Annotated in this window: 19 protein-coding genes, 2 pseudogenes and 1 other annotated feature; of the genes and pseudogenes, 4 read left to right on the top strand and 17 right to left on the bottom strand. The window is 44.0% G+C overall.

Features of this window, described 5'->3' with window-relative positions:
• Positions 1-189: 189 nt before the first annotated feature.
• The 4 genes and pseudogenes from LRL21_RS47045 to LRL21_RS37780 all read right to left on the bottom strand — a co-directional run.
• Positions 190-327: pseudogene (locus LRL21_RS47045) on the bottom strand (helix-turn-helix domain-containing protein); the annotation flags it as partial.
• A 424-nt stretch (positions 328-751) separates the two neighbouring features.
• Positions 752-2155, bottom strand: a complete 1404-nt coding sequence (locus LRL21_RS37770; protein ID WP_240420973.1) for a DUF4179 domain-containing protein — start codon at positions 2153-2155, stop codon at positions 752-754.
• 36 nt (positions 2156-2191) lie between these two features.
• A complete protein-coding gene (locus LRL21_RS37775; RefSeq protein ID WP_240420974.1) occupies positions 2192-4192 on the bottom strand; it encodes a M56 family metallopeptidase in 2001 nt (666 codons plus the stop codon).
• A gap of 30 nt (positions 4193-4222) precedes the next feature.
• Positions 4223-4621 (bottom strand): BlaI/MecI/CopY family transcriptional regulator, encoded by a 399-nt coding sequence (locus LRL21_RS37780; protein ID WP_240420975.1) that lies wholly within the window; start codon positions 4619-4621, stop codon positions 4223-4225.
• 916 nt (positions 4622-5537) lie between these two features.
• On the opposite strand from LRL21_RS37780, the gene LRL21_RS37785 reads away from it, so the two are divergent.
• The 3 genes from LRL21_RS37785 (at position 5538) to LRL21_RS37795 (ending at position 7531) form a co-directional block, all read left to right on the top strand.
• A complete protein-coding gene (locus LRL21_RS37785; protein ID WP_240420976.1) occupies positions 5538-6104 on the top strand; it encodes a TetR/AcrR family transcriptional regulator in 567 nt (188 codons plus the stop codon).
• Positions 6105-6160: 56 nt separating this feature from the next.
• Positions 6161-6892, top strand: coding sequence for an SDR family oxidoreductase (locus LRL21_RS37790; protein WP_240420977.1), 732 nt, complete (start codon positions 6161-6163; stop codon positions 6890-6892).
• A 465-nt stretch (positions 6893-7357) separates the two neighbouring features.
• On the top strand, positions 7358-7531 hold the full coding sequence (locus tag LRL21_RS37795; protein ID WP_240420978.1) for a hypothetical protein: 174 nt from the start codon (positions 7358-7360) through the stop codon (positions 7529-7531).
• 77 nt (positions 7532-7608) lie between these two features.
• Here LRL21_RS37795 and LRL21_RS37800 read toward each other — a convergent pair whose 3' ends face one another.
• The 13 genes and pseudogenes from LRL21_RS37800 to LRL21_RS37860 form a co-directional block, all read right to left on the bottom strand.
• Positions 7609-7848, bottom strand: coding sequence for a hypothetical protein (locus LRL21_RS37800; protein ID WP_240420979.1), 240 nt, complete (start codon positions 7846-7848; stop codon positions 7609-7611).
• Positions 7849-7973: 125 nt separating this feature from the next.
• Positions 7974-8537: a Fe-S-containing hydro-lyase gene (locus LRL21_RS37805; protein WP_240420980.1), complete on the bottom strand. Its 564-nt coding sequence runs from the start codon at positions 8535-8537 to the stop codon at positions 7974-7976.
• Between the two features lie 23 nt (positions 8538-8560).
• Positions 8561-9403, bottom strand: coding sequence for a fumarate hydratase (locus LRL21_RS37810; protein ID WP_240420981.1), 843 nt, complete (start codon positions 9401-9403; stop codon positions 8561-8563).
• Positions 9404-9419: 16 nt separating this feature from the next.
• Positions 9420-10214 (bottom strand): TrmB family transcriptional regulator, encoded by a 795-nt coding sequence (locus LRL21_RS37815; RefSeq protein WP_240420982.1) that lies wholly within the window; start codon positions 10212-10214, stop codon positions 9420-9422.
• A gap of 242 nt (positions 10215-10456) precedes the next feature.
• Complete coding sequence (locus tag LRL21_RS37820; protein ID WP_240420983.1) at positions 10457-11971, bottom strand: ABC transporter substrate-binding protein; 1515 nt, start codon at positions 11969-11971, stop codon at positions 10457-10459.
• A 56-nt stretch (positions 11972-12027) separates the two neighbouring features.
• Entirely contained in the window at positions 12028-12912 is an 885-nt protein-coding gene (locus LRL21_RS37825) for a carbohydrate ABC transporter permease (RefSeq protein ID WP_240420984.1), read from the bottom strand.
• 16 nt (positions 12913-12928) lie between these two features.
• Complete coding sequence (locus LRL21_RS37830) at positions 12929-13861, bottom strand: ABC transporter permease (RefSeq protein WP_240420985.1); 933 nt, start codon at positions 13859-13861, stop codon at positions 12929-12931.
• 209 nt (positions 13862-14070) lie between these two features.
• Positions 14071-15696, bottom strand: a complete 1626-nt coding sequence (locus LRL21_RS37835) for a response regulator transcription factor (RefSeq protein ID WP_240420986.1) — start codon at positions 15694-15696, stop codon at positions 14071-14073.
• A gap of 18 nt (positions 15697-15714) precedes the next feature.
• The gene (locus LRL21_RS37840) at positions 15715-17457 is read right to left on the bottom strand and encodes a sensor histidine kinase (protein ID WP_240420987.1); all 1743 of its coding nucleotides are present in this window, start codon (positions 17455-17457) and stop codon (positions 15715-15717) included.
• 123 nt (positions 17458-17580) lie between these two features.
• Positions 17581-18193 (bottom strand): annotated as a pseudogene (locus LRL21_RS37845) (aldo/keto reductase).
• 229 nt (positions 18194-18422) lie between these two features.
• Positions 18423-18806, bottom strand: a complete 384-nt coding sequence (locus LRL21_RS37850; protein WP_240420988.1) for a PilZ domain-containing protein — start codon at positions 18804-18806, stop codon at positions 18423-18425.
• Between the two features lie 135 nt (positions 18807-18941).
• Entirely contained in the window at positions 18942-22082 is a 3141-nt protein-coding gene (gene ileS, locus LRL21_RS37855; protein ID WP_240420989.1) for an isoleucine--tRNA ligase, read from the bottom strand.
• Positions 22083-22142: 60 nt separating this feature from the next.
• Positions 22143-22396, bottom strand: a binding site (T-box leader).
• A 23-nt stretch (positions 22397-22419) separates the two neighbouring features.
• On the bottom strand, positions 22420-23667 hold the full coding sequence (locus tag LRL21_RS37860) for a sensor histidine kinase (protein ID WP_240420990.1): 1248 nt from the start codon (positions 23665-23667) through the stop codon (positions 22420-22422).
• A 346-nt stretch (positions 23668-24013) separates the two neighbouring features.
• On the opposite strand from LRL21_RS37860, the gene LRL21_RS37865 reads away from it, so the two are divergent.
• Positions 24014-26617, top strand: coding sequence for a winged helix-turn-helix domain-containing protein (locus tag LRL21_RS37865; protein ID WP_240420991.1), 2604 nt, complete (start codon positions 24014-24016; stop codon positions 26615-26617).
• The last annotated feature ends 8 nt before the right edge of the window (positions 26618-26625 follow it).

Raw genomic sequence — 26625 nt, forward strand, 5'->3', positions numbered from 1 at the left:
TCTTTCATGGCCGTTGTCAGCTTTTCAATCTCTTCTTCATTTGTCACTTCGATCCCCGCCCTTTTCGGTTCATTACTATCTTTTACCCGATTAGGCGGTTCTCAATTTTATGAGTTCAATCTATATAAAGCATCTTTTTGTCGCTTTTAGAGCGTGTATTGTCGCGGTTTTCTTTATTCTTCCTGAATCCTTGGAGTTGGTTGTCGCTTTGTATTTCCTCACCGTTTTAGAGCGGATCCCATTGGCTTTCATAATCCGAGTAACCGTACGCTCGGAGATCGATACATCCTTCTTTAATTGCTGAGTGATCTTGGGGCTGCTATAATTCCCCCATCGTTTAGATAAAAGTACTGAATTAAGCCGAATTCAACAGGAGAAGATACGAGCTGCTGCGCGAGATTCACTCTGCACGTCTTCCGGAAGGAACTGCTGACGATCGGGCGCGTCCTGGTGCACACCACAGGCGCTGGCTACGAGCTGCTGCGCGAGATCCGCTCGTACCAACTTTCCGGTTCTTAGCGTTCGGTCGGTCCGCTCTTTACGACTTCCATCGTGCTGGGTAGGGTATCCCTGGCTCTTTTGCACTTTAATGAACTTAAACTTTCTGGCACTATAAAAAAATCCCTCGCCCCTGACAGCTAAGTCAGGGACGAGAGATTGTTCTTTTACATTTTGGGGACATCCAACTAGATCATATGACCTTAAGATACACACCTCAAGCGGTTAACGCCCACGATAAGCAGAGCAGCTACTACACAGTCCGATTATCAGTAGTTCCTGCATGTCCGTGAGGCTCCTCCTTCTTGGAGGAGGAACTACTTTCCCCTTTTTTATCAGCCGACTCGTTGGAACCATCGTATTTTTTAAGGTTGACTGGAATTGTCATTTCCAACTCCGGTACATAGCTCGATCCCCCGTGGCGTTCGGTATTAACGATCGTTACCTTGGCGTCAGGAGGAAGGGCAGGGAACTCGGCAACAAACGCATAGGTTTTCGGGTCAACCAACCTCATTTTTCTTGATAAGAATTCCTCGCCCGATCCATCTTCCAGACTCAAATCGAACGTATAGGGACTATCCCCTTGGTAATGAACCTCGGTCTTATCCTTGCCATAGCTGATATTCGTAATTTTCGCCTTCGACTTACTTGTATTCAGCATAATTGGATTCTCTGCGGTCGGCTTGTAATCCACTGTCGTCTTATAAGTCTCTACTTTCAATTGATATTCAAATAAAAACTTTGCATTAACAAACTTGATTTTGATCGACTCAGGAACTGTCAGCAGAGTGCTGAAGTGATAAACACACTCAATTAAATATCCTTTTTCCGTAGGCTTAGCTCTACCAATTTCTTTTAAATTTAAAGAGCTATGTTTCATTCCTTCTTCGTCTTCCAGTTCCATAAGAGGACCGTGAAGGCCATCCCTCATAGATTTTGCCATTTCGAGTTCAAACTTGACTGCAGTCCCGCTAGGTGTTATAGCTATCTCCTTGACCGTATACGTCGTGTCGCCAGAAGACATGGTCCTCAGCGGTTTGAGCACAGTGGTTTCCCTCGTATCTTTCTTTATCGGAATCGTCAACTCCCACTGATCAGGAAGACTTTGCGAAGTTTGCTCAAAGGAACGGAACTCCTGGAGTTTCAGCTCAAACTCATTGGGAAACTGCCCCATATTGGGCAAACTCACAATATGCGCAGTCGTTTGACTATCGATTTCTTTAGAGCTGATAGAGTTTTCAATATAATTCTCCCCGCCGATCCAAATCATAATGGTACCGCTAGAGCGAGGTCGTTGCTGCCCTTCTGCAACATGCACTGTATAGCCAATGCTCAATTCCGCTTCGTTAAACAATATCTCCTTCACTGTAATCGTAACCCCATTGCGGGTAACGCTTTGATTAACCTTGGACGCTAGTCCTCTCTTAACAGCTTGAGTTAGCCCCCAGTGCCAAATGTCATCGATAAGCATAGATGGGGAATCTACAGAGGTAGCTTGCTCGTCAGCCTGCGCTGCCACGGCTACGGGTGCAGTGAAGGAAGCCCCCATTGCGGTCATAGCTATTAGAGCGGCTACAGGGATTGCAATCAAGCGGCGAATTCTATTCTTCGTTGTCTTTAAAGCAGGAATCATCTTCAACAATCCTTCCTTATTCAATTTGGTTATGGAGGGCACGGCCCTCGTCGTGCATGATTATCTCTTATTCATCTCTTCATTCGGGTATTTCATGGAGGATACGATAGTGATGAGCTCTTGATCCGAAAGTTTTCCCGTTACTTGGAATTGGTACTGAACTCCTCTATCCTCCCATACATAGTAGCGCTTATCGCTTTGCCCTGTATAACTTACCGTCACCTTCATGGCGAACAGCCCCAGTTCCTTCATTCTCAGAGATGTTCGACTTATCGCCCATCCGCTTATTTTGGTATCCATGGCTTGTTCAATCGATTTATACACAGCTTCCAATCCTGCTCCTCCATGTGTGGCGTAGAAATCTACATTACCGGATATAACCTCAGCTTTGCGCTCAACATAGTGTGTCTCTACTTCGGTTTGCTTGCTTTCATCCGTTCCCTTCGTAGTCAGCTTAACCCCTTCAAAGCGATACCCATCAGGTAAAGATTTCGGGATTTTAAACTCAAAATCAGCAGCCTTTACTACTTTCTCCAATTCGTTCTTGGCCTGATCGGGGGAGAATGCACCCTTTCCATTCTTCTCAGCTACCGCTTGGGCAGCATATTCCTTCGTAGATTGATAAGAAGCTTCCAATCCTGCTACATCATGAATGGCGAAGTGATCTACATTACCGGATATAGTCTCATCCTTGCGTTCAACATTGCGTATCTCTACTTCAGTTTGCTTGCCTTCATCCATTCCCTTCGTATGAAGATTGCCCTTTTCAAAGCGGTACTCCTCAGGTAAAGAACTCGGGATATTAAACTTAGTATCATTAGCCTTAGCCTTTACTACTTCCTCCAATTCGTGCTTGGTCTGATCGGGGGATGAGGTATCATTTTCACTTTTGTCAGTTATTGCCGAGCCTTCAGCATATTCCTTTGGAGCGTCTCCCGTTATCGGCTCTGCCGCATTTGTTAGCGTCGTTAAGCCCATGACGGCAACGCAAAGGACAGCGATCGATGAGAGCTTATACGTACCTTTCTTGAACGATGTAATCATCTTAATTCTCCTTACCACCTGATTTCGCTTGCTTGCATCAAAGAAATACAACAGGCTCGGCTGCTTGCGGCGGTTTACAGTATAAAGCTTCAGAAATTGAACAATCGTCATCCCGTACGGTATCGCCTCGGCTTCTCCGAGAACCTCCAATACATAGGCATCGCAGGCCAGCTCCATATCTACTTTCATCTTTTTCATATATATCCAAATTATAGGATTGATCCAGTGGATCGCGAGAACCAAGGCTCCGATCCAATTCCATACGATATCATTTCTTTTATAATGAGCCAGCTCGTGGGAGATGATATGATACAGCTGAACATCATTCAGTTGGTCTCCTATCTCTTTGGGTAAATAAATCCACGGATGTATCACCCCGGATATATGCGGGCTTTTCATGTCGTGTCCCGTATACAAGGCAATCGGCTTCTTAATACCGAATTTGCTTCTGCAATCATTCATTATGGAGACAATCCGAGGGTCTGTAACGACTTCAAATGAATTGAGTGTTCTTCGGATCCTCCACATATACACGAATAAGTAGACCATGATTGCGACCGCTCCTGTAAGCCATACTACCGAAACAATTTTTAAGACGAATGGGTATACTGCTGTAAAAGAAGGTGTCTGGTTCTCCGTTTCATGTGGTGATACGGCTTCCAGAATCGGGTGCTGGTTCTGAGGAGGTATGTTGTTCTGATTCTGAAGAAGTGGTTGTTGCACCTGTCTTTCATTGGGTAATACTTCCGCTGGTTTATTAGTTTCAAAAGTCAGGATATCCGAAACCGCTCTATCTGCACCCGAAGTCCATTGCAAGGCATTAAATAAACTTAAAGGACTATTAGGGAAATCGGGCAGGAGCAGTCGAATCAGTACAATCAGCCAGAGCGCATGCCGCATACGAGGGCTCATATGACGATGAAACAAGGCTTGAATCGCCATGACCAACAGGGCAACGACGCTCGCCGCCAACGTCGAGTAACACAACCATACAAAGAGACTATATAAATGATCCATGAGCTTACCTCTCCATTTGATCTCTATGCATTATCCTTGTGTTCCGTTATCTTTTTCCTTTTTCTTTTCTATCAAAATCTTTTGAAGATGATCGATATCCTGTTCTGTTAAATCGGTTTCTTCCAAAAAATTCGACACCATCATGTTAGCCGCCCCGTTAAATACTCTTTTGAGAAATGATTCGCTCGCCGCCCGAATGCAATCTTTCTCAGATACTAACGGAAAATAAAGATAACTTCTTCCCGATCTTTCGAAGCCGACTGCCTTTTTATTCAAAAGCCTGTTAATAAACGTTCGCACGGTCTGATCGCTCCACTCAATCCCATCAGGTAGCTGGAGCATGATTTGCTCTGCGGTCATAGGACTATGCTTCCAGATAACCTTCATAATTTCCCATTCCGATTCCGATATTTTGGGAACATTGTGCATGCTTATCCTCCTTTCCGAAATAAACTATTACGTCTGTAAATTTATCTGACAACGTTATTATTACACATGTAAATTTAACCTGTCAATCTAATTCTTTAAACGTATGGCCGACCGACTTCTACGCCGTCATTACTTTTCCATTTCGCTCAAACGGGTCTTTTCAAGTAAGTTAAAGGTGGTCTAAGCTCCATACTTCATTGGCATCCGCGTAATTTTCCGCGTGCGGTGTGCATCACTGTCACTCAAAAAACGCCGCGGCAAATCGCTGGAAGTCTCGTTCATGTAGGAAGTAAACGCTTTCTATTTGCTGTGGCCTATTTGTTATCTGCCAACCACTCCTCCTTTCCTCATCACTCAATATTTCCAGTGCAGGGACTACTAACTCCGTTACCGCTCGAATCTGCTTCGAAGTAACGCCCAGGTCTTCAATATCTTTCCCAGCACGAAAACAATTTCGCTTCACTTTCGGAAGGATAAGATCTTGACTGGTTAATCCATCTTGGGACATAGGATAACGGTTCCGTTCATACAGCACATCTGCAGTCCCCACTGATCCTTAGATACGTAGGATTTATTCAGATATCTGAATAAATCAGGCATAAAATACGGCAGGATTCATTAGTCAACCTTATTTCATTGCCAGCTACCGGCCATTAGAAAATGTAACCCTCATAAAAAAAATCCAAAGAGAAGCTCCTTGGATTAAAAAAACTTTATCGGTCGTGTTCCGTTAAGTATAATAAAATCACCACATTCATCAAACTGCATTTTTTGCAGCTCTCCGACAATTTCCATATTCGGATTTTTTTCAGCGTCATCCATAAGCGCTTCTTTGCCCTCGCCATAATGACTTGACTAGGCTAGAGGGATATTTTATACTTGGTTGGTCAACCAAATATGTTAGAAGGGAGGAAGTATGATTACAGAGCCGTTAAATAATCGGGATCTCATTATCGCCAAGACGCATGATCTGTTGATTGAGTGTGGTATTAAAAATACTTCGATGAAACGGGTTGCACAAGCTGCTGGTGTCGCACCAGGCTTGATTCATTATTATTTCAAAAGCAAGGAAGAGCTTATTTTGGCTGTGCTGGAGGAAGCTAAGGGCCAATGCCTTCAGGATTGGGATGAAATTCTCCAGCAAGCGAAGGGCAACCGGCAAATCGAACACGTTTTAAAGTTGGGTAAGGAACGGTTATTTGCGGATTTAGAGCTTTACCGGCTACGGTTCGAGCTTTATTCCAACGGTCTAAATAATTCGAACCTCAAGTCGCATGTAAATGCACTATTACAGGAAGAACAACGAAAAATCGCCGAACTCTCCACTCATCTTGTCAGAAAAGAAGGCGTCAATCACGAAGCTATCGCAGCCACTTTGACCGCCGCGTTTGATGGGCTGGCTCTGCGCAAACTGACTGACGAGAGCTTCGATTTGGATGCGGCGTATGAAACATTAAGTGAAATGTATCTTTCGCTCACTTAATGCTTCATTTTTTATAATTATTGGTTGGTCGACCAAACACTATGGAGGAATAATAAATGGATACACTACATGAAAAAAAAGTCGTGATTGTTGGAGGTAGTTCAGGTATTGGATTAGCAACTGCCGGTCACTTACTTGAAGCAGGGGCTAGGGTTGTTATTGCTGGACGATCTCAGACAAAGCTAGACCTTGCGCGAGAACGCTTCGCTCATTATGGTGAGAATGTAGAGGATTATGTTCTGGATATGATGGATGAACTGCAGGTAAAACAATTTTTCAAACAGCGGATCAAGCAGTTCGATCATCTCGTGATTAGCGCTTCAGAAACATCCTTGGTCGATTTTAAAGAGTCCGAGATGCAAACCGTGAAGGAATTATTCGCCAGCAAATTTTTCGGTCCCTACCAGTTGGTTAAACATGCAGCGCCTTGGCTATCGAATGAAGGCTCAGTTACGCTGTTTTCGGGAGCGGCAGCATTCAAGCCGGCCAAAGAAACGGTGGTTCTCGGCTCGGTGAATGCGGCGGTTACCTTTTTTGGTCAAGCTCTGGCACTCGAGCTCTCTCCTATTCGGGTCAACGTCGTTTCTCCAGGCATTATCGACACACCAGCTCACAGCAGTATGGACGCTACTACACGCAATCAGTTTTTCCATCATGTGGCCTCTGGTCTCCCTATAAAACGGATCGGGACCGCTGAGGATGTCGCCGAAAGTGTGCTCTATCTCATCCGTAACGGATTTAGCACGGGCAGCGTTTTACATGTGGATGGAGGGCAATCCATAGTGTAGTTAAGGATACAAGAGAATAGCGAAGTAATCGACTTTGAACTGATCGAGGAGGTAACGAATCCGGCGATTGGACACTGGCAAGAGATATTCCATATGCCCGACAGGACTCATGGTCATCCCGATTTACGTGACGGGAATGAAGCTATTCATACATCCGTAGCGCCCGTATAAAAAAAGGGCCTCCCTTCAAAGGATGGCCCTAAACATGCCGCTCCTGCCAATGCGGCGAAGCGCATCATAGGTAACGGAAAAGTTAATTAACTAACAGGAACCGTAGTTAATTAAAATAGCGCCAGTCTCGGACTTTATTTTCTTGTCCTTGGCTGTCGCTGTTTCATTTTCTAGGCTCAGTCTAAAACTTTTAGAGGAGTCTGACGGTATGACAATTCGAATAGGCACGTGGAATCGAGTCATCCGGTCTAATACTTTATTGGTTACTGACACCAACCGAAAGGTGACGACTCCATGAAAAAGTCTATCACGATTCCATCCATCCTTCAATCCTTACTCACACCTGAAGAAGTTGCACTCGTCGTTCAAGCCGTCGGTTACGTGGATACAGTTCGAAAGTTCACAGTGTATCATTTGTTACAATATTGGTGTGCTGAGGCAAGTGAAGAATCAAAAAAGTTACGGTAATCACTGAAAGACAGCCATGCAGACCACCATTGCCAGTGTAAGCACTGAAAACATCCGCAAGCGAAATGCTGTGCTGGTCACAGAGTTCGTTCTCGATTCATCCGTTCCATTTTGTATTTTTTCAATCCATTATAGGCCATCTCCAGCTGACTGTTAATATGCATTTCCGACGCCGAGTCACTCATCATGCTACAGGCCCTGACGAGACTGTCAATAACACTAAACAATTCAGGATCCGTACGATAACAATCGGTAGATATTTCCTGCATTTCGTAAATCTTGTCAGCAAGGTTTGGATAAGCATTTAATGGAGTCATGTTAATCAAATCCCTTCTCGGTTAAGGAATAAAAGCAATGATGCACAATATAACTTCATTAAAAATGATTTAGTGTGTCTTAATAGTTATTGTAACGCTTCCAAACCTGTTTTACAATACACTTTTCAATTATTTTTTAACGTTCTGTACTTGGCAATTTCCTGTTCATACATATCCCCACCATGAGAATCATATACAACCATCACCGGGAATTGTTCCACTGTCAGCTTTCTGATGGCTTCCGGCCCCAGGTCCTCATAAGCAACAACTTCAGCCGCTTTGACCTTCTGAGCCAGCAGAGCAGATAAACCTCCTATGGCAGCAAAGCATACGGCTTCATATTGCATACAGGCCTCTCTTACCTGCTGGCTCCGCGGTCCTTTGCCAATGGTAGCTTTGACACCATACTTGTACATAGCGGGTGTGTATGGGTCCATCCGTGAAGCGGTTGTTGGTGCGATCGAGCCGATAATTTGACCTGGCTTCGGTGGTGTCGGCCCTGCGTAAAAGACCACTTCATTTTTCAAATTCACGGGAAATTCCTCGCCGCGTTCAATCAGCTCCAGCAGCCGCTTATGCGCCGCATCGCGCGCGACATAGATAGTTCCATTCAGAAATACCTCATCGCCTGCTCGAAACTGCAAAACCTGTTCTCTCGTTAGAGGTGTCTTCAGAACAATTTTGGCCATGATTCAGCACCGCCTTTTATAATTTAGATTACACAGGATTTCTTGCGCGCAGCATGACATTGTAAATTGACGGCGACTGGCAGCGCGGTAATATGGCAGCCGTACGTTTCCACCGCCACCCATAGGGCTGTACTCGTTCCGCCCAGACCTTGCGGTCCAATTCCCGTTTTATTGATTTCCTCCAACAATTCCTTCTCCAACTCCGCAATATGCGGTTCGTGGTGATATTCGCCTACATTCCGCAGTATCGCTTCCTTGGCAATCTCGGTGACTTTATCAAAGCTTCCGCCGATGCCTACACCTACAACCAAAGGTGGACATGCCCTGCCGCCTGCTGCCAGTATCGTATCCATAACAAATTGCTTCACTCCGGCAGCACCATCTCCTGGGAGCAGAAACTTCATTGCGCTCATATTTTCGCTTCCGCCGCCCTTCGGCAGCACTGTGAGCTTAATTTGGTCTCCTGGAACAATTTCGGTATGAATGACGCCTGGTGTATTATCGTTCGTATTCTTACGCAATAAAGGATCGCCTACAATTGAATTGCGCAGGTAGCCATCCTTATAGCCCTTCCTGATTCCATCGTGAATCGCATCATTGAAGCTCCCGCCTTCTATATGTACATCCTGCCCTACCTTGGCATAGACGACAGTAAGTCCGGTATCATGGCAGTACGGACGATCCTCTTCGGCAGCCAATTGTGCATTTTCGAGCAATTGATCCAGAATGCTTTTGCCCAAAGGAGATTTTTCGGTAGCACTTGCTTTACGAAAGCCCTCAACCACATCCTCTGGCAAGTAATAGCAAGCCTCCATGCATAAAATAGCTACAGTATCACGAATTTGATCAACATGAATGGTCCTCATGATTCAGTCATCCTCTCTATGATTCTCGAAATTCCCCGAAAAAGCTTTTTCTTGCGGGCGCAATCCACTGGTCCATTTCTTCCCGCTTTTCTTCGCCTACCAAACGGTTTACAAGCACATCATGCCAAATATAATCCTCCAGCAAATAAATATGAGCCGGATCATCCGTATAAAACGCATTGCCGCCTTGTTCTATGGGATTACCGTAGAACAGCTCTTGACCGTCTATGGATACAATGAACCAAGGGTGGTCAACATGCCCGACGTAATGGGTTTTTCGGTGAAGCTCCAGACCCGGCAGCGGATCATTCACTTGGAATAATATGCCTCTCAGCAGGCAGTCATCCTGCCGTTTCTTCAGATCCTCCATAAGTCTGCGATACATCGGCTCCCACATGGAAAGCACGATCCGCTTGCGGGCACGTCGAATAAGAACCCGGCAAAAGGATAGGATGTTGTCCTCCCCTTTTACTGTAGAAACGTAGATTTCAGGCTCACGCTCCTGCTTTTCAAGCGCTTTCAATTCATTTTCCAGACTGCTGTACGTTTCTTCCCATTTTGTTCTCATCGACTCCAGAAAGACATCTACCGGTAAGGAAGAGTAATGGGCTCCACCCTCGCTTTCCTGCTTCATGACCAAACCATGCTGCACCAGGCCATCGAGCACATCATATACTCGCGCCCTTGGAACACCTGATACTTTACTGATCTGATACGCATTAGAGAGTCCGAGCGGAACCAGGGAAAGGTATACCTTGGCTTCATATTGGGTTAACCCCATAGCTTGAATATTGTGCAGCAATTCTTCCATTAGCAATCCCCATTTCTACGCCAAACACTAGTTACTATTATAGTAATCACTACTGATGTTGATTCCATATTATCAAATAACATAGCGGTTTACAATACAAAAAAAGAGATTTAAATATATTGTAATCATTCGTCAATTACGCGTTCTGGCTTTGAACATGCAAAACAAGGGTAAATCCCCGGAATCGTGGATTTACCCTTGTTTCTTATGCAAGTGATGCGAGACGCACTTTCCCTGCACTATTATTTTGCTTCTTTTGCCCACTCATCTAGCTGCTTTTGCTTTTCGATAACAATCTTATCGATTCCTGCAGACTTCAGTGCTGCTATAAATTTAGGCAAATTCACTTCCGGATCAATTGTGCCCGTTTCCAGGCCCATTTTATACTGGTTAACTACATTCGTTAGAGCTGCAATTTCTGTTTTTACAGGATCTGCGTTGAAGGTGAAGCCTAATGCCTTTGACTTCTTGGCCTCTTTATTAAATTTAGTCATTTTAGGCCAGGTTTCAGGGTCTTCCGTTACCCACAGATAAGATAAGGACTGGTTGCCCAGCATCCAGCCTTGGCGTAGGTTGAATCCACTGTTTGTAGCATCAACCCCGGGCGGAAAATCGATAGCATTGTCTGATTTCTTCACGTAATGCTTGCCTTCAATTCCCCAGTCTATCAGATTGATCAGTTGCTTGTCGGAATACAGCAAGTTCAACAGCATCATAGCCCTTTCCGGATTTTTCGAGTTTTTCGGAATGGAAAACATCGAATTCGTAATACTGTATGTTGTAGATAATGTTGGTGTAAATTGCAGCATAGTCATCGGTTTACCTGTCAGTTGACTGATTACCACATCGTTGCCCGGCTTACCCTTGATCATGGCAGCAAAACCTTTATTGGCCTTGATATAATCATATCCGCTTTCCTTGCTTGTTGCCGCATCCTTGGAAATATAGCCTGCCAGATACCATCTTCTTACCGTTTTCAAAAGATCAGCATACACGGGGGTTTCATATAAATTGACTACCTTGAGTTCATCCAGGTTGCTAAGCACACCTAAGCCCTCGCCTAACGTATCTACAGATGCACTCACCTGAAGATCCAGGGTTGAAGTGCCTCCAACCTGCGGACCGACAAGGGTAAGATTCGGTTCGTTTTCCTTAATTATTTTGAACACTGGGTCCATATCATTTAAGGATTTGATCTTGCTTGTGTCAATTTTGTATTTCTCAATAAGATCCGTACGCATGACGATACCGGCAAAAGAGGCAAAATCCCTGACCGTTGGTACACCATACGTTTGTCCTTTAATTTTAGAAGCCGCAAGGATATCCGGTTCGATAGACTTGATGATTTCCGCTCCGAATTTTTTCAGTAAATCATCGAGGGGAATCAGTTGTCCCTTCGCGACCTGTGAGCTATAAGTTGCTGACTTTGAATAGATTAAATCCACTTTTTCGTTACCAGAAAGCATAAGTGTAGCTTGTTGATCCCACGCCGCTGAGTCAATGGAAGTCAGTTTGACGGTTGCATTAATTTTTTCTTTCGTGATCTTACTCATTTCTTCTGCTACCAAATTCAAATCCTTTTGAGTAGCCCCTCTGAAAACCCATGAAATTTCATATGGTGGTAAACTGCTGCTGTCTCCAGCTTTGGGACTTTGATTGGCAGCCGCATTATTATTGTCTGGTGACTTTGCGCAGCCCGCAAGGAGCATACTTGCTGCCATTGTAACAGCCAGCACGGTTTTATAGCTTCTTTTCATGAAAGGACCTCCTGTATTTTTTATGCTAATCAGTATAGAACAGAGCATAGCTTGCTTTACCCTTTAACTGCACCAACCGTAAGACCCTTTACAAAGTACTTCTGGAAGAACGGATACGCCACCAGGATCGGGATCACTCCCATCACCGCTATGGCCATTCGCACCCCTTCGCTTGGAATAGCAGCCATCTGCTCCAGTTGATTCGAATCCTGTGCGTTATTTTTTAAATATTGGATATCCAACAAAATCCGGTTTAACAAATTTTGAATGCTGTATAATTTGCTGTCTGTGATATAAATCAATCCATTAAACCAATCATTCCAATAGTGAATGGTTTGAAATAAACCAACCGTCGCCAGGACGGGAAGCGAAAGCGGCAGCACAATTTGATAAAAAATCCTGAACTCTCCTGCACCGTCCATATAAGCAGACTCAATTACCGGAGTAGGTACCGATATAGTGAAAAACGTTCGCATTAAAATGACATAAAAAGCGTTTAACAATAATCCAGGTATAATCAGTGCCCATATTGTATTTTTGATATCGAAAATATGGGTATACACCAAATACGTAGGAACTAAACCTCCATTGAACAGCATAGTAAAGAATACAAAGAACGACAGGATATTGCGCAAGGGCATATCTTTTCTTGAAATGGGATACGCCAACAAAGAGATCACGATCAGACTTACAAGCGTTCCTGCGACTGTAACCAAGATAGAAATTCCATATGCATGTACAATCATCATAGAATCTCTGAACAAAAATCTATAGCTTTCAAAGCTGAGTTGGCTCGGAATTAAGGAATATCCATGCTGAATGATCGATTGCTCATCTGTTATGGAAGACGAAAACAGCAGCAGAAACGGAACCAAACATAAACCGGAAATGAGAACGAAAAGAATGTTGATGACCCACTGTGCCAAGCTATTGGTTTTCATGTGTTCTCTCTCCCTCTTAGAACAAAGCGTTTTCGCGATTTATTTTTCTAACCACTATGTTAGAAATAAGCACCAGTACAAAACCAACGATGGATTGATATAACCCAGCAGCGGATGACATGCCGATATCGCCATTTTTCAGTAAAGCGCGATATACATAAGTATCAATCACGTTGGTTGTAGGCTGCAGCATCCCCGCATCCAATGGTACTTGATAAAACAAACCAAAGTCGGAATGAAAAATCTTGCCAATTTGCAGGAGTGTCATAATGATAATAACGGGTGTAATTAATGGAATCGTAATGTGCAGAATCTGCTGCAATCGATTGGCCCCGTCTATGGTAGCGGCTTCATAATATTCATGATCGATGCCCAGAACAGCAGCCAGGTAAATCACACACAAATACCCTGCACTCTTCCATACCTGAACAATCGTCAAAATGTACGGCCAATACTTCGGCTCGTTATACCACAGCATTTCATCCAAACCGAGCAACGGCAGAACACTTTTGTTGACGAAGCCATGTTCCATACTGAGCAGTGAAAACACCAGATAACCAATAATAACCGAGGAAATGAGATATGGAAGTAAAATCACACTTTGATAAAAGCGGGAAAACAATCGATTCTTTAGTTCATTTAATAGAATAGCTAGCGATACAGCAATAATTAAATTCAGCGTAATAAATACAATATTATACAAAATGGTGTTTCTCGTGATGATATAAGCATCTGTCGTTTTAAAGAGATATTCGAAATTTTTTAAGCCGATCCAATCGCTGTCGATAATCCCTTTGGAGAAATTGATATCTTTAAATGCAATAATCATGCCAAACATGGGCAAGTAATTATTGATCAGCAGATAAACAATTCCAGGTAATACCATAAGGTATAGCACTTTATATTTTTTGAATTTTTGAAACCCTGTTTCGACTGCCCGTGAATACATGTTGTTCTCCCCTCCAGTTCAATGCTGTAGTATAGCTAAATTATAGTTCATTTCCATAGTTATCCCCACTATGAATCTGACCTCTTCCTAATACAAATCTGACTTTTTCGAGTGTTATTGTTGTAACCTGGCTTATCATGTTTGGTAGCAACAAAAGAAGACTGCCGATAGTTTCTCGGCAGCCATCAATTTGTTTTATTTCTAGCGTCTCATTTCGATGAGAGAAGTGATGCTTTAGCTTCGCGGAACTCCAGCGGATTCAATTGTGTTGATTTTTTAAACATTTTAGCAAAATAGGAGAAGTTCGAATACCCCACACTAACTGCTATTCCGCTAACCGACATATTCGTTTTAATAAGCAGTTCTTTAGCTAACTGCATTCTTTCCTCGGATATATACTCAACAAGGGATACCCCCATTTCCTTCTTAAACATTCTTGATAGATAATCGGGGTGTAAATGTACATGCTGGGCAATATCCATCCTTGAGACACTTTGATCCAGATTCTGAGTAATGAAGCGCTTGATCTTATCAATATCCGTTTGTGAATCTTCTACGGTACGACAATATTTGATTGCCTGCTGCAACGATTCTTTAACCCAATTTTGAAGATCTGTTACCGACCGGATAGCCAGAGACATCCGCTCCGGTGATGTGTGTTCGGCAAGAATCTGATGCGCCTGCAATCCTTTAAGCTGTATAAAATGATAAAGAATTTGCAAAAAACTTTGGCAAAATCTTTGCAGACTTCCAGCATCCAAACCTTCGATTGACTTCCATGAGTTTAAATATTGTACCGTTTCGATATAAATGGCTTCCTCGGCTCCTTGCTTCAACATTTCCAGCCAACCGATCATGGGTATCAAATCAATCGACCCGATTTTTTTGCTATACTCATCCAAGAAAAACACTTTATTGTTCTGAGTGACGTTGTTCGTCTCCAGCTTGTTCAAGGCTTCGACCTTGTTTACCATTTCATAAATGAATCCAGATTTCCCAACATAGCACGAAAGATCGCAGTAAAAGTACCGGTTGCAGGAAGCGATATACAGATCGCAATCCTGCCTTAGCAGCTCTTTGTCATAGACGTCTTGAACGTTTACAGGCAGCAGGACAAGCAAAGTGCCATTTCGCATCTGGACAAGCTGAGCATGCTTATCACGTTTCACTATCATATCCTCCGCAGCGTTACGCAAGGCATACTCCATAATTTTCTCATCTCTTGAAGTCAGTTCCTTGTACCAACGCTGAACACTGATCAAAACAGGAAGAAATTGTTCTCTGTCCTCCTGATAAGGAATGTTCTGCGTCAATAAGGCTTCTCTTATTTGAGCACGATTGGAAGGGATCACTTGATGCAGCAGGTCCTGCCAAAATCGTTCCATTAAGATCGGCTGATGCATGGACCATAGCCTAAAATAATGTTTATACGTCTCGTTAAAAGCATGCCGCTCCCTTTTTTCTTCAACTTTTTCAATTGCTTTTTGAAGTACCGATTCCAGCTCGTTGTATCTAACAGGCTTTAACATATAATCAAGGCTTCCTAATTGAAGCGCTTTCTTGGCATAGGTGAAGTCGGAGTGGCAGGTCAAAAAAATTGATTCGGTTGATGTGTAGTGTTCCCTTACCCATGTTAATAGCTCGATTCCATTTCCTTGAGGCATTTCAATATCACACAGCATTATATCAATCACATGTTTGGTAAATACCTCTTTGGCCTGTCTAATATTATAAGCTGCATGAACCTTGGACACAGAAAGCTTTGCCCAGTCAACTCCTGATTTAATAGCACTAACGGCATGAATTTCGTCATCAACAATTAATATTTGGTACATCCCAATTCCCCTTCGGACCTATTCTTCAAAATTTACCGGCAGATGAATCTCAATCCTTGCGCCCCTATCCACATGATGGTTAGAAATAATTAATTTCGCTTGCTCCTGATATAATAATCGTAATCTGTGTCTGATATTCCAAATACCAATATGTTCCCGATCCTCATCGATCCTGCTTTTTTGGGTCTGCCAACCATCAAATAGGTCTTGTGGAAAACCTTTCCCTGAATCTAATATTATGATTTTCATAACCCCCAAATCTGGTTTCAAATGATCTATATGAATGTCAAGATGAATGGGTTCGTCCATCGTAACTGCGTATTTAATCGTATTTTCGACGAACGTTTGTATAATTAATGGCGGAACCAAAGCTTTCTTAAGTGACTCTGTGGTATGGATTTGATAGGTGAAATTGTCTGGAAACCTCATCACCTGAATCCGCAAATAGTTACTTGTATGAGCCAACTCATCACTCAGCGAAACAAATTTCAAGTTACTTTGAAACATAAAACGCATGTATTGAACCAAGCAAAGTGACATTTCCTGAATCAAATCATAGTTTTTCAATTGCGCGAGGCTGTAAATAATATTCAATGAGTTTAAAAAAAAGTGTGGATTAATCTGAAGCTGCAAATGCTTAAGCTCTGCCTTTTGATTAATCAACTGCTCCTCATACACGGTGATTTTCAAATCATTGATTTGCGAAACCATGCTGTTAAACGTATCATTCATTAGTTCAAATTCATAGGAAGTAGGATAAACAGGGATTCGATCTTCCAGATAGCCGTCTCTGATTCTTTTCATAACTACAACAATACGATTAATAGGCAGCAAGATAACTTTCCTTAAGTAGGTGTAAAAAACGGGCAGCACAATGAGTGCACCCATTAAAATTAATGAGGAGATCCGCTGGAAAATAGGAAGGCGTTCCAAAATGATATTATCCGGAACCAAAACAAGTAGTGAAAAATTACCCACTTTCGATTTTTCGTTCACCTGCAAATATTCGTTTTTCTTGCCTACCAGGTTGTAGGCGTTTGGTTTAAGCTTGAGATTAATGCTGTTATCTGCAATAAACTCGGCATTGCTCATAGCTTCGAATTGATCTGTGACGAGAATCGATTTCCCAGCCTGGCCTAATTCCATTAAATTAAGTGGAGCCATTAATTTCGTCGACTGCACCCATCCACCTATATAAACATTTCCGGTCTTTATAAGGTGAAATAAATAATAATCGTTATTTATCTTTTGAACATACCATCGATCATCATCATACTTATTCAATGTTTGCTTATCCTTAATTAATTGAACGATAGCCGCTTTTATTTCTCTTCGCTCTATATAGGTTTCTTTAAGTATTTTTGTGGAAATTACCTCATCATTAACAGAAGAGTAAACAAACAGCGTATCCATTGATTTATAATTATTAATATCCGTCTCCAGCTTGTTGGCCAATCGAATTTTCGCAAAATAGTAGGGATCATAGAATTCCTTTTCTGAGAGATCCAAGCTAAGTAAATCGCTTTCAAGAGCTGCCAGGTTATACAAATATTTATCGACTTCTCCCAAATTTCGATCGATCTGGTCCATATATAAGGTTGTCAGACTTTTGTTTGAATGTGCGACCTGATTACGAACTACTTGAATGGCGTAGTAGTTATTATAAATCAGCAGCACAATCAGAGGAACAATTAAAAGGAAGAAACCCAATATTAGCTTAAATCTGATCGACTTGAACGAAATTCTGTTTACATATCTCATATCATAAAAAACTCCCTTCTTTATTCCAAAAGGCTGCTTTCCGCAATTCTACCTGATTATAAGTCATTTCTCCACTTTAAAATAAAAAAGGGCAGATCAAATTCACAATTTGTCTGCCCCTAATCACACTGAAGTAATGCCAGAAGCGGCACAGTTTTCAAATACCTGTTCCGGGCGGCTAGCACCGACCAAAGTACTGGTGACATTTTCCTGTCTTAAAATCCACGCCAAGGCTAACTGCGAAAGTTTAATACCCAATTCGTCGGAGATTTTCTTCAGTTGTACCGAGTCGAATGATTTCTTTCTCAATGTAACGGTTAAACATGTTATAGACCGGTTGGTTGACAATGATCCGGTCCAACAAATATTTATCTGCAATTGCTAACGCTTCCTGCATTTGGGCTGCAGTCCATTCACTGATGCCCGCATACAGTACTTTACCTTGCGTTATCAGATCATCGATCGCCCGCAGCGTTTCTTCAACTGGAGTTTGTGGGTCATACCGATGGCAATAATAAATATCAACATAGTCCACAACCAAACGCTTCAAGCTCGCATGGCACTGCTCCATCAAATGCTTACGTGACAAACCGCGGTGGTTCGGGCCATCCCCCATCGGCCAAAATACTTTGGTTGCCAGTACATAAGAACCACGAGGATAAGCATTTAATATTTGGCCTACAACCTTTTCTGCTTCGCCTCGTTCATAGGCATTGGCTGTATCGAAAAAATTGATGCCGAGGTCATAGCAAGTCTACGATATTTCATTAAGTTATACCTCTATGGATTGAGCTTAAGTTACCTATTGATTTTATGTTAAAGTTCGTTCCAAGGTAATTACTGAAAAATTGTTCCTTTAGTAACTTTGTAGTAAGTTATAGAGGAAACTTTTCCAACAACAAAAACCGTTAAAGCCCCGTAGAGGGGATTTAACGGCTATTTCTGATTACTTTTATGAACCGATCCTAAGTTGCTATGCTTTGACTTCTGCTTCTGGAATACGACTTAAGGTACTGCATAATGAAGGCATAATCGCCGACGCTGGATTTGACAAATTCAACACCGTAATAGTGGCAATAGGTTGTTGAACGCTGCCAATTGATATGGCCTGTAATTTCTATATGATGGTTCAGAAGGGTAAATTTCACGGTAATATTAATATCGTTATCTGCTGCTTTGAGATTTAAGAAAGACTCAATCTGACATCCGTTCTGACTCAAGTCAACAAGTCTTGCTACCACATCTTTGCTATTCATTTCCATACCATTGATTTCAATAATCGTAAACGGAGATTCGATATTCTCGGCAAATTGATATCGGAGTGGTTCTTTTCTTCGACTGGCTGCCAAACTAGCTCACCTCAAGACATAAGTTAATACGATCAGTATAGCATAGGATGCTCCTGATCATTTTAAAGCTTTAGTCAAGTGGAATTCAAATGTTATGGAATCCTGGTGCGACAGCTTGGGCTTTAATTCTGGTAGTTACACCGAAGCATTTAACCCTATTTTTACCGTCGCTGCCGAAATCTGAACCTGCTCCATTTCATTGATGCTGCCAAATTTCAGAGAACGCAGCAGCACATTTTCCTGAATTAATGACTCAAATTCCATGATACTGCTTCGGGTTTCGTCATCTGCTTCAATGATAAGCTCCACTCGTTGATCAATCGGAAGATCATATTTCTTGCGAAGATCCTGAACGGCACGGATCAGCTCACGGATCATCCCCTCTTTTTCGAGCTCCGGTGTGATGGTTGTGTTCAGTGATACGGTCATTTGATACCCAGTAGCCGATGCGTAGCCAATCTTGGCCTGACGTTCGATTAACATTTCCTCCGTAGGAACACGGACGAGCTCTCCGTCTGCTGGACGGTAATCCACATATCCCTCTTGCAGTGCCATCTTGATTTCCGACTGCTCCATATTTCGCAAGCAGGACTGCAGCCCTGATACGAGCTTCCCATACTTGGGCCCCGCGACCTTCAGATTCATTTTCAGTGCATAGTCAGTTAAATTATCATCATGCTGCTCGACTCGAATGGATTTTACATTCATTTCATCCTTAATGATTTCCTCAAAATCAGCAACCTGGATTGTTTGATCCGTAATTACGATCAGTTCTGATAGCGGCTGACGGTTTTTGATCGCCGTATCATTACGAATGTTGCGGGCCAGCTCCACAATCTGCCGGGTACGAGCCATGTTATCCTCCAAGGCTGCATCGATGGCTGTCGAATCCAGAGCAGGATAATCAGCCAAGTGAACGCTGCCTCCATCCGACAGGTTCATATAAATTTCATCAGCGAGAAATGGCGTGAACGGAGCTATCATCTTACTGATATCCAGAAGCACCTGTCTCATGGTCCGGTAAGCAGCACATTTGTCCTCTGTCAGACCATGACCCCAAAAGCGCTCCCGCGAGCGGCGGATATACCAGTTGCTGAATTCGTCGACAAGACCTTCAATAGCTTGAGCCGCGGTCATAAAATCAAAGCCTTCCAAGCTCTCGCTCACCACAGATATCGTATGGTTAAGCCGGGAAATGATCCAGCGATCCAGCAAATGATCAGAACCTGCCTTGTGGTCCAATGCATGTTCATAATGATCGATAGTCGCATACATCACATAAAAAGAATGGGCATTCACCAGCGTGTCGATGACTTTGGATTTGGCTGAAGCTACAATATTTCGTGAAAAACGTTTGCTTAACCAAGGTGCGCTGTCTGCCAGGAGCGCCCAACGGAATGCGTCCGCACCAAATTCCTCAATGATTTCCCAGGGGTCGATGACATTGCCTTTACTTTTCGACATTTTCTGACCATTCTCATCCAGGATATGACCTGTTGCCATTACTGCTTTATAGGGAGCTTTACCTGTGAACAGCGTGGATACGGCCAGCAAGCTATAAAACCATCCGCGGGTTTGATCGATTCCCTCACAGAGAATGTCCGCGGGGAACTGGTCGGCAAAGGCCTCCTGATCCTCAAACGGATAATGGTGCTGGGCAAAAGGCATCGAACCGCTGTCAAACCATACATCGATCACTTCAGACGTTCGAACCATTTCACCCGTGCACTCAGAGCAATTCAGCTTCACGTCATCGATAAAAGGCTTATGAAGCTCCAGATTATCCGGCAAAGGCTGCACGGACCGGGCACGTAAATCAGCTACGCTTGCTGGTGCATGCTCGCATCCGCAATCCTGACAGATCCAAACATTCAGCGGAGTACCCCAGTAACGGTTACGGCTTATGTTCCAATCAACCAGCTCATCGAGAAATTTGCCAAAACGCCCTTCCCGAATATGACCTGGATACCATTTCACGGAACGGTTATTGGCAATCATTTGCTCCTTGATCGCGGTTGTCCGGATAAACCAGCTTTCCATCGCATAGTACAAAAGCGGTGTATGGCAGCGCCAGCAGAAAGGGTAGCTATGCTCGTATCTCTCCTTGGCAAACAGTAAACCCCGCTTGGACAGATCCTTGACAATATCCACGTCGCAGTCTTTAACAAACCGACCGACGAATTGCGGAACTGCTTCGGTATAGCAGCCATCCAAACCGACCACGCTTAGCATGCCGATCCCCTGCTTCTGCGCCGCGCGGTAATCATCCTCCCCGTGAGCCGGAGCGATATGCACGATTCCTGTGCCGCTGGAGTCGCTGACAAAGTCTGCACCGATGACAACATATCGGGTTGGAGAATCCGCTGCATTCGAATTTGTTTGACTCACTGTACGCCCAGGCTCGTCACTTTCACTTGGATAAGGAGCTTCATAGGCAGTACCCACAAATTCACGGCCTTTATGCTCGGACACGATCTCATAGGTGCCTTGAATCACCTGAGCGAGCAGACTTTTGGCCAGAATAAGCACTTCGTCGTTGTGCTTGACTTTGACATAATCCAGATCTGGATGAACAGCAAGCGCCGTATTGGCCGGCAAGGTCCAGGGTGTTGTCGTCCAGGCAAGGAAGCTCTCACCTGCAGAGGTCCTGAATTTAACGGTCGCGCTAAGATCCTTCACATCCTCGTAGCCCTGCGCCAATTCATGTGAGCTTAACGTCGTTTGACAGCTTGGGCAATACGGGCTGACGCGATGACCCTTATTCAGTAAGCCTTCCTTGTGGGTGTGGGACAAGATATGCCACACACTTTCGATATAATCGTTGGATAACGTCATATACGGCGAATCCAGATCAGTCCAATAGCCGATGGATTCCGTCAGCTCGCGCCATTGCTTTTCATAACGAAAGACACTTGCTTTGCATTTTTCAATAAATTTTTCGACGCCATAGGCTTCAATCTCCTGTTTACCCGAGATTCCAAGCTCCTTCTCCACGCCCAGCTCTACGGGTAAACCATGGGTATCCCAACCCGCTTTACGCAACACCTGGTAGCCAGACATGGTCTTGTAGCGGCATATAAAATCCTTGATCACTCTTCCCAGCATATGCCCGATATGGGGTGCTCCATTGGCAGTAGGCGGCCCTTCGTAGAATACAAACCTCGGCTTGCCTAACCGCTGATTGATGGATCTGGAGAATGTTTGCTCCTGTACCCACTGCTCATACACCCGCCTCTCCCTCTTGGCTGCCTGCTCTTTCACATCAACTGTACGCATACGATCGACTCCTTTTTGCTAATCAAAATATTTATGAAAAAACAAAAAAATCCCGCCCCTGTAAGGGACGAGATTGAACTCGCGATACCACCCTAATTCTGTGTTAAGCTAACTTGCTAGCCTTCACAGCACCTCAAACTACGCACCAACATGCGCGGCCCTTGTAACGGCGGGATCCCGTTAAAGCTTACTGTAACTTCAGCTTTACTTCTCGGAGAGGATTTTCTACTAACACATGAACATTGGCTTTCAGCAAAACGCCAACTCTCTGGGGAACAAGTGATTAGTATACTCTTTCTCGTTAACGAATTTGAATGATGTTGAACTTAATCTACTTTTACAACATTTTCGGATGATTGTCAATGGGGAGGTCTGTTGGCTGCACAGGCAGACGCAGGAAAAAGCTGCTGCCTTCTCCTTTGGTGCTTTGTAAATCTAATTTGCCACCGAGAAGTCCGGCCAGCTTCAAGCTGATCGATAAACCAAGCCCTGCTCCACCATAACGGCGGGTAAACGTACCATTTTCCTGTTGAAAAGCCTCGAATATTAGATGCTGCTTATCCTGTTCAATCCCGATGCCAGTATCCTGTATACGGAATACGATCCAATCCTCCGACTTTTCAAGCCTATTGTGTCCAGACCGAGAGTCTTTATCCATATAGATCTGCATGGTGATGCTGCCCTGAGCTGTAAATTTGATCGCATTCGTGAGCAAATTACGTAAAATTTGAACCAGCCTCTGAGCATCGGACACAATGAACACAGGGACATCCTCCTGAAGATCCACCTTGAATTGCAAGCTTTTCTGGTTCGTAATCGGAACAAATTGATGCTGGACAAGCTGGACCAATTCCTGTACAGACACCATTTCCCATACGATTTCCATTTTACCAGTTTCCATTTTGGATATATCCAGCATATCATTGATCATCTTCAGAAGCTCATCGCCCGAGGTATGTATAATCTTGCCATAGCTGATCTCTTCCTCTGAGTAGCGGGACCTGTCCTCCTCCTGAAGCAGCTGGGATAACGCAATGATGCTGTTCAGTGGTGTTTTCAGCTCGTGCGACATATTGGCAATAAACTCGGATTTGTATTGGGAGGCCAGCTGCAGCTGCTGTGCTTTCTCCTCCAGCTCCCTTTTTTGCTTGCGCAGGACCAAATTCATCGTTTTATTCTTCTGCGCACGCAGCTGTTCCTCATAGAAATCCTTCAAAATGAATACGAAGAAGGCATTCAACAAAAGTGCAGCCGGGTACGTATAAGGGGCAATATGCTGCAAGTAATTGAGCCTCGGTATAGAAGCAAAAGTAGCGATGCCGATCACCTGAAGCGTATTCATCGAGAGGATGGAGATGATAGCTTTCCTATTGTAGCTCCATGCTTTTTTTCGATACAAGGCAACCAGAAATGCGGCCAGACAACCGAGTAATAATATATTAATGGAACCGGTAAACGCCTGTGCCGTGAACCCCGCAAGGGTATACCTCGAGATTGCAATTCCGACACTGATGATCAGTACGAGCCGGGGATCGCGAAAAAAAAGCGTGCCAAACACGATCGGCAGCGCACGCAAATCGAACAATGTCGACCCTTGGCCCTGTACACCAAAAAACATGGCTAGCCAGCCCGCAAAAATGAAAATGCCGACTAGACCAGCCTGTTTTACTTTCCAGGTTGCATGTTGAAATATGTATTTGTAACATAAATTGAATAAGTAAGCAGACGTAATCAGGACACTCAAGCTAATTAAAAATGTAACAAAATAATTAATGGCTATCCCTCCTCCCCGTCTATTGTACAGGATATATAGGATAACAACACTATAACTGCTTAATAAAGTTAACTTTTCGCTAGGATTTTCGTATAATTAATCGTAAGCTTGTACGATACGGAAGCGATAGGTAGTCGCAAGTTACGGAGGCATTCTGATGAAAACCATGGATTCAATCCTGTTACAAAGTAAAATCACACTGCCTATTCCCAGAGAACGCCTGATTCCAAGAGAACGTTTAGTCGATTCTATAACCTACGGCCTGAAGGGCCGTCTTACCTTAGTCTGCGCCCCCGCCGGTTTCGGCAAAACCACCCTGCTGTCCCAATGGGCATACACCCGGCAGCTGCCCTGTGCCTGGTTATCTCTCGATGAACGGGATAATGATATTATTCGTTTTTGGCGGTATATGACCCATGCGCTAGCCAGGTCTGTACCACCAGACAACGGTAAGCAAATGTTGCAGTTGGCTGATGCGCTGCCTACTTTATCGACGACTTCCTTTCTGGATGCTCTGCTTAACGAGCTGTTTGCTCTTACGCAGGATATTGCTGTCATTATGGATGACTATCACACCATTCAGGACCCGGATATCCATGACAGCCTATCTTATATGATCGATTATTTGCCCGAAACGACTCATTTGATCATCTCCAGCCGCTCCGAGCTGCCATTTTCGACGATAAAATGGATGGCCAAGGAGCAACGCAATGCGATTGATACGCTGCAGCTGCAATTCACAGCGATGGAAACCCAACAATTTTATCGGGAGTTATCGGGGGCAGAGCTAACGCATCGGCACATTGAGCAGTTGGTGCAGCAGACAGAGGGCTGGATTACGGCGCTGCAATTAGTAGCGCTTTCCCTGCGAGCTGAAGTCAATTACGACCGTTTTATAGAAGCCTTTCAAGGTAATAACCGGGATGTATCGGATTATTTGTTCCACGAGGTCATGAACAAGCTTCCAATCGATATTTACCAATTTCTTGTTCAAACATCGGTTCTTGGCAAGCTGGAAGCTTCGATTTGTAATGCGGTCACCGGAATTACGAATAGTGCTCTCATGCTGGAGACTATCAAAAGCCTGAATCTGTTTCTGATCCCGCTCGATGATCATAATGACTGGTTCCGATATCACCATTTATTTTCTCAATTTTTGCAAGGACTGCTGAAGAAAACCGATCCTGAACAATGGCTGAGATCCAACCGAATGGCAAGTGCTGCCTATTCGGAGCTTGGCTTGATGGATGATGCAATCGATCATGCTATAGCAGCTGGGGACTATCCTTTGATGGAAACCTGTTTGGAGCAGCACATTCCAGCTATGCTGCAGCGTGGGGAAATGACCACCTTATTGAACTGGTTTCACAGCGTCCCCCAGTCGTTTACGCTTTCTCCTGAGCTGTCGCTTTTATATGCCTTTATACTTGTCGTGACCGGCCAGCTCCCGCAAGCAGAGCTCCATTTGACCCGTATCGAACAATTATGCGAAAGTATGGAGCAAAAGGAGCGCCGTAAACAGCTGCAGAGTGGAATTTTGTTCGTAAGATCCAATCTTGTGTTTGCTAACGGGGATTTTGGCAAATGGTTTACCTATACGCAAAGAATTTTTGAACACAATTTACCCAAGGACCCGATCTATTATAATTTTAATTACAATCCGAACGAACCATTGGTTAGAAGAACGGCCTTAGGGCTAAAAGGAATGCTTACTCCGGATACGGAAACGATTGGCACCTTGTTCACGGGTGTGCTCGACGCACATGGCTGGCAGGATTCACTAATCAATTTATACGTAAAGCAATCTTTATGTGAGGGATATTACGAATGGAACCGATTGGACGACTGCCATCGACTGCTTCCACCGCTCACAAGAGCTGCTTTGAGCAAGCAGATACCTGGACTGCATATCCCTGTCGTACTTACACAAGCGCGTATTCATCTTGCTGAGGGGCACTACCAATCGGCTCATGATCGAGTTGAGGAGGCGTTGGAACTGGCAACGAAGTTTTCCTATAAGGTTGTCTGGGTCGAAACTCTTCAACTGTTCAGAATCCGAATATATCTGCAGGAGAACCGGATCTCAGAGGCCAAGAAACTCATCGCTCGGTTGGGAATGTCACATAAGGTCAGACCCACCTTCAATCAAGAGTATGCCTACCTGACGTTAGCCAGAGTGCTCGGCCAACAACGAAAGGAACCTGAGGCTCTACGTCTGTTGGAGCAGTTGAAGCCCCAATCGGAAAGAGAGCAGCTGCTCTCCAGCCTCGTTGAAATTTCATGCTTGCAAGCTCTATTGGAGGCTCAGCGCGGACAGAGGAATACGGCCCTGATATACATTCACGAAGCGCTTGCTATTGGAGAGAGGAATGGCTACATAAGGAGCTTTCTTGATGAGGGCACAGCGATGCGGAAACTACTGACAATGTACCGCAACCATCGAGAAGGACAAGCTTGCGAAGCGAAATGGACAGGTGTCTCAGAAGCTTATCCAGCGATGCTGCTACAGTTATTTCATGAGTCCAGCACACCATCAGCCGAGCGTACCTCCCTTCCTGCTGAACCGCTGAATCGGACGGAAGTCAATCTGTTGCGCTTGATCCGCCAAGGTCTCACAAATAAACAAATGGCAGCAGCGCTTACGCTTTCCGAAGGGACGGTTAAGGTATATCTCTCGCGTCTATATGAGAAGCTTCAAGTATCCTCACGTACCCAAGCTATGGCTGCTTCACGAGAGCTGGAGTTGGAGTTGGAAGAATAATCGATACA

Origin of the sequence: Paenibacillus periandrae (genome assembly GCF_022458865.1) — a bacterium.
Classification (GTDB): domain Bacteria; phylum Bacillota; class Bacilli; order Paenibacillales; family NBRC-103111; genus Paenibacillus_S; species Paenibacillus_S periandrae.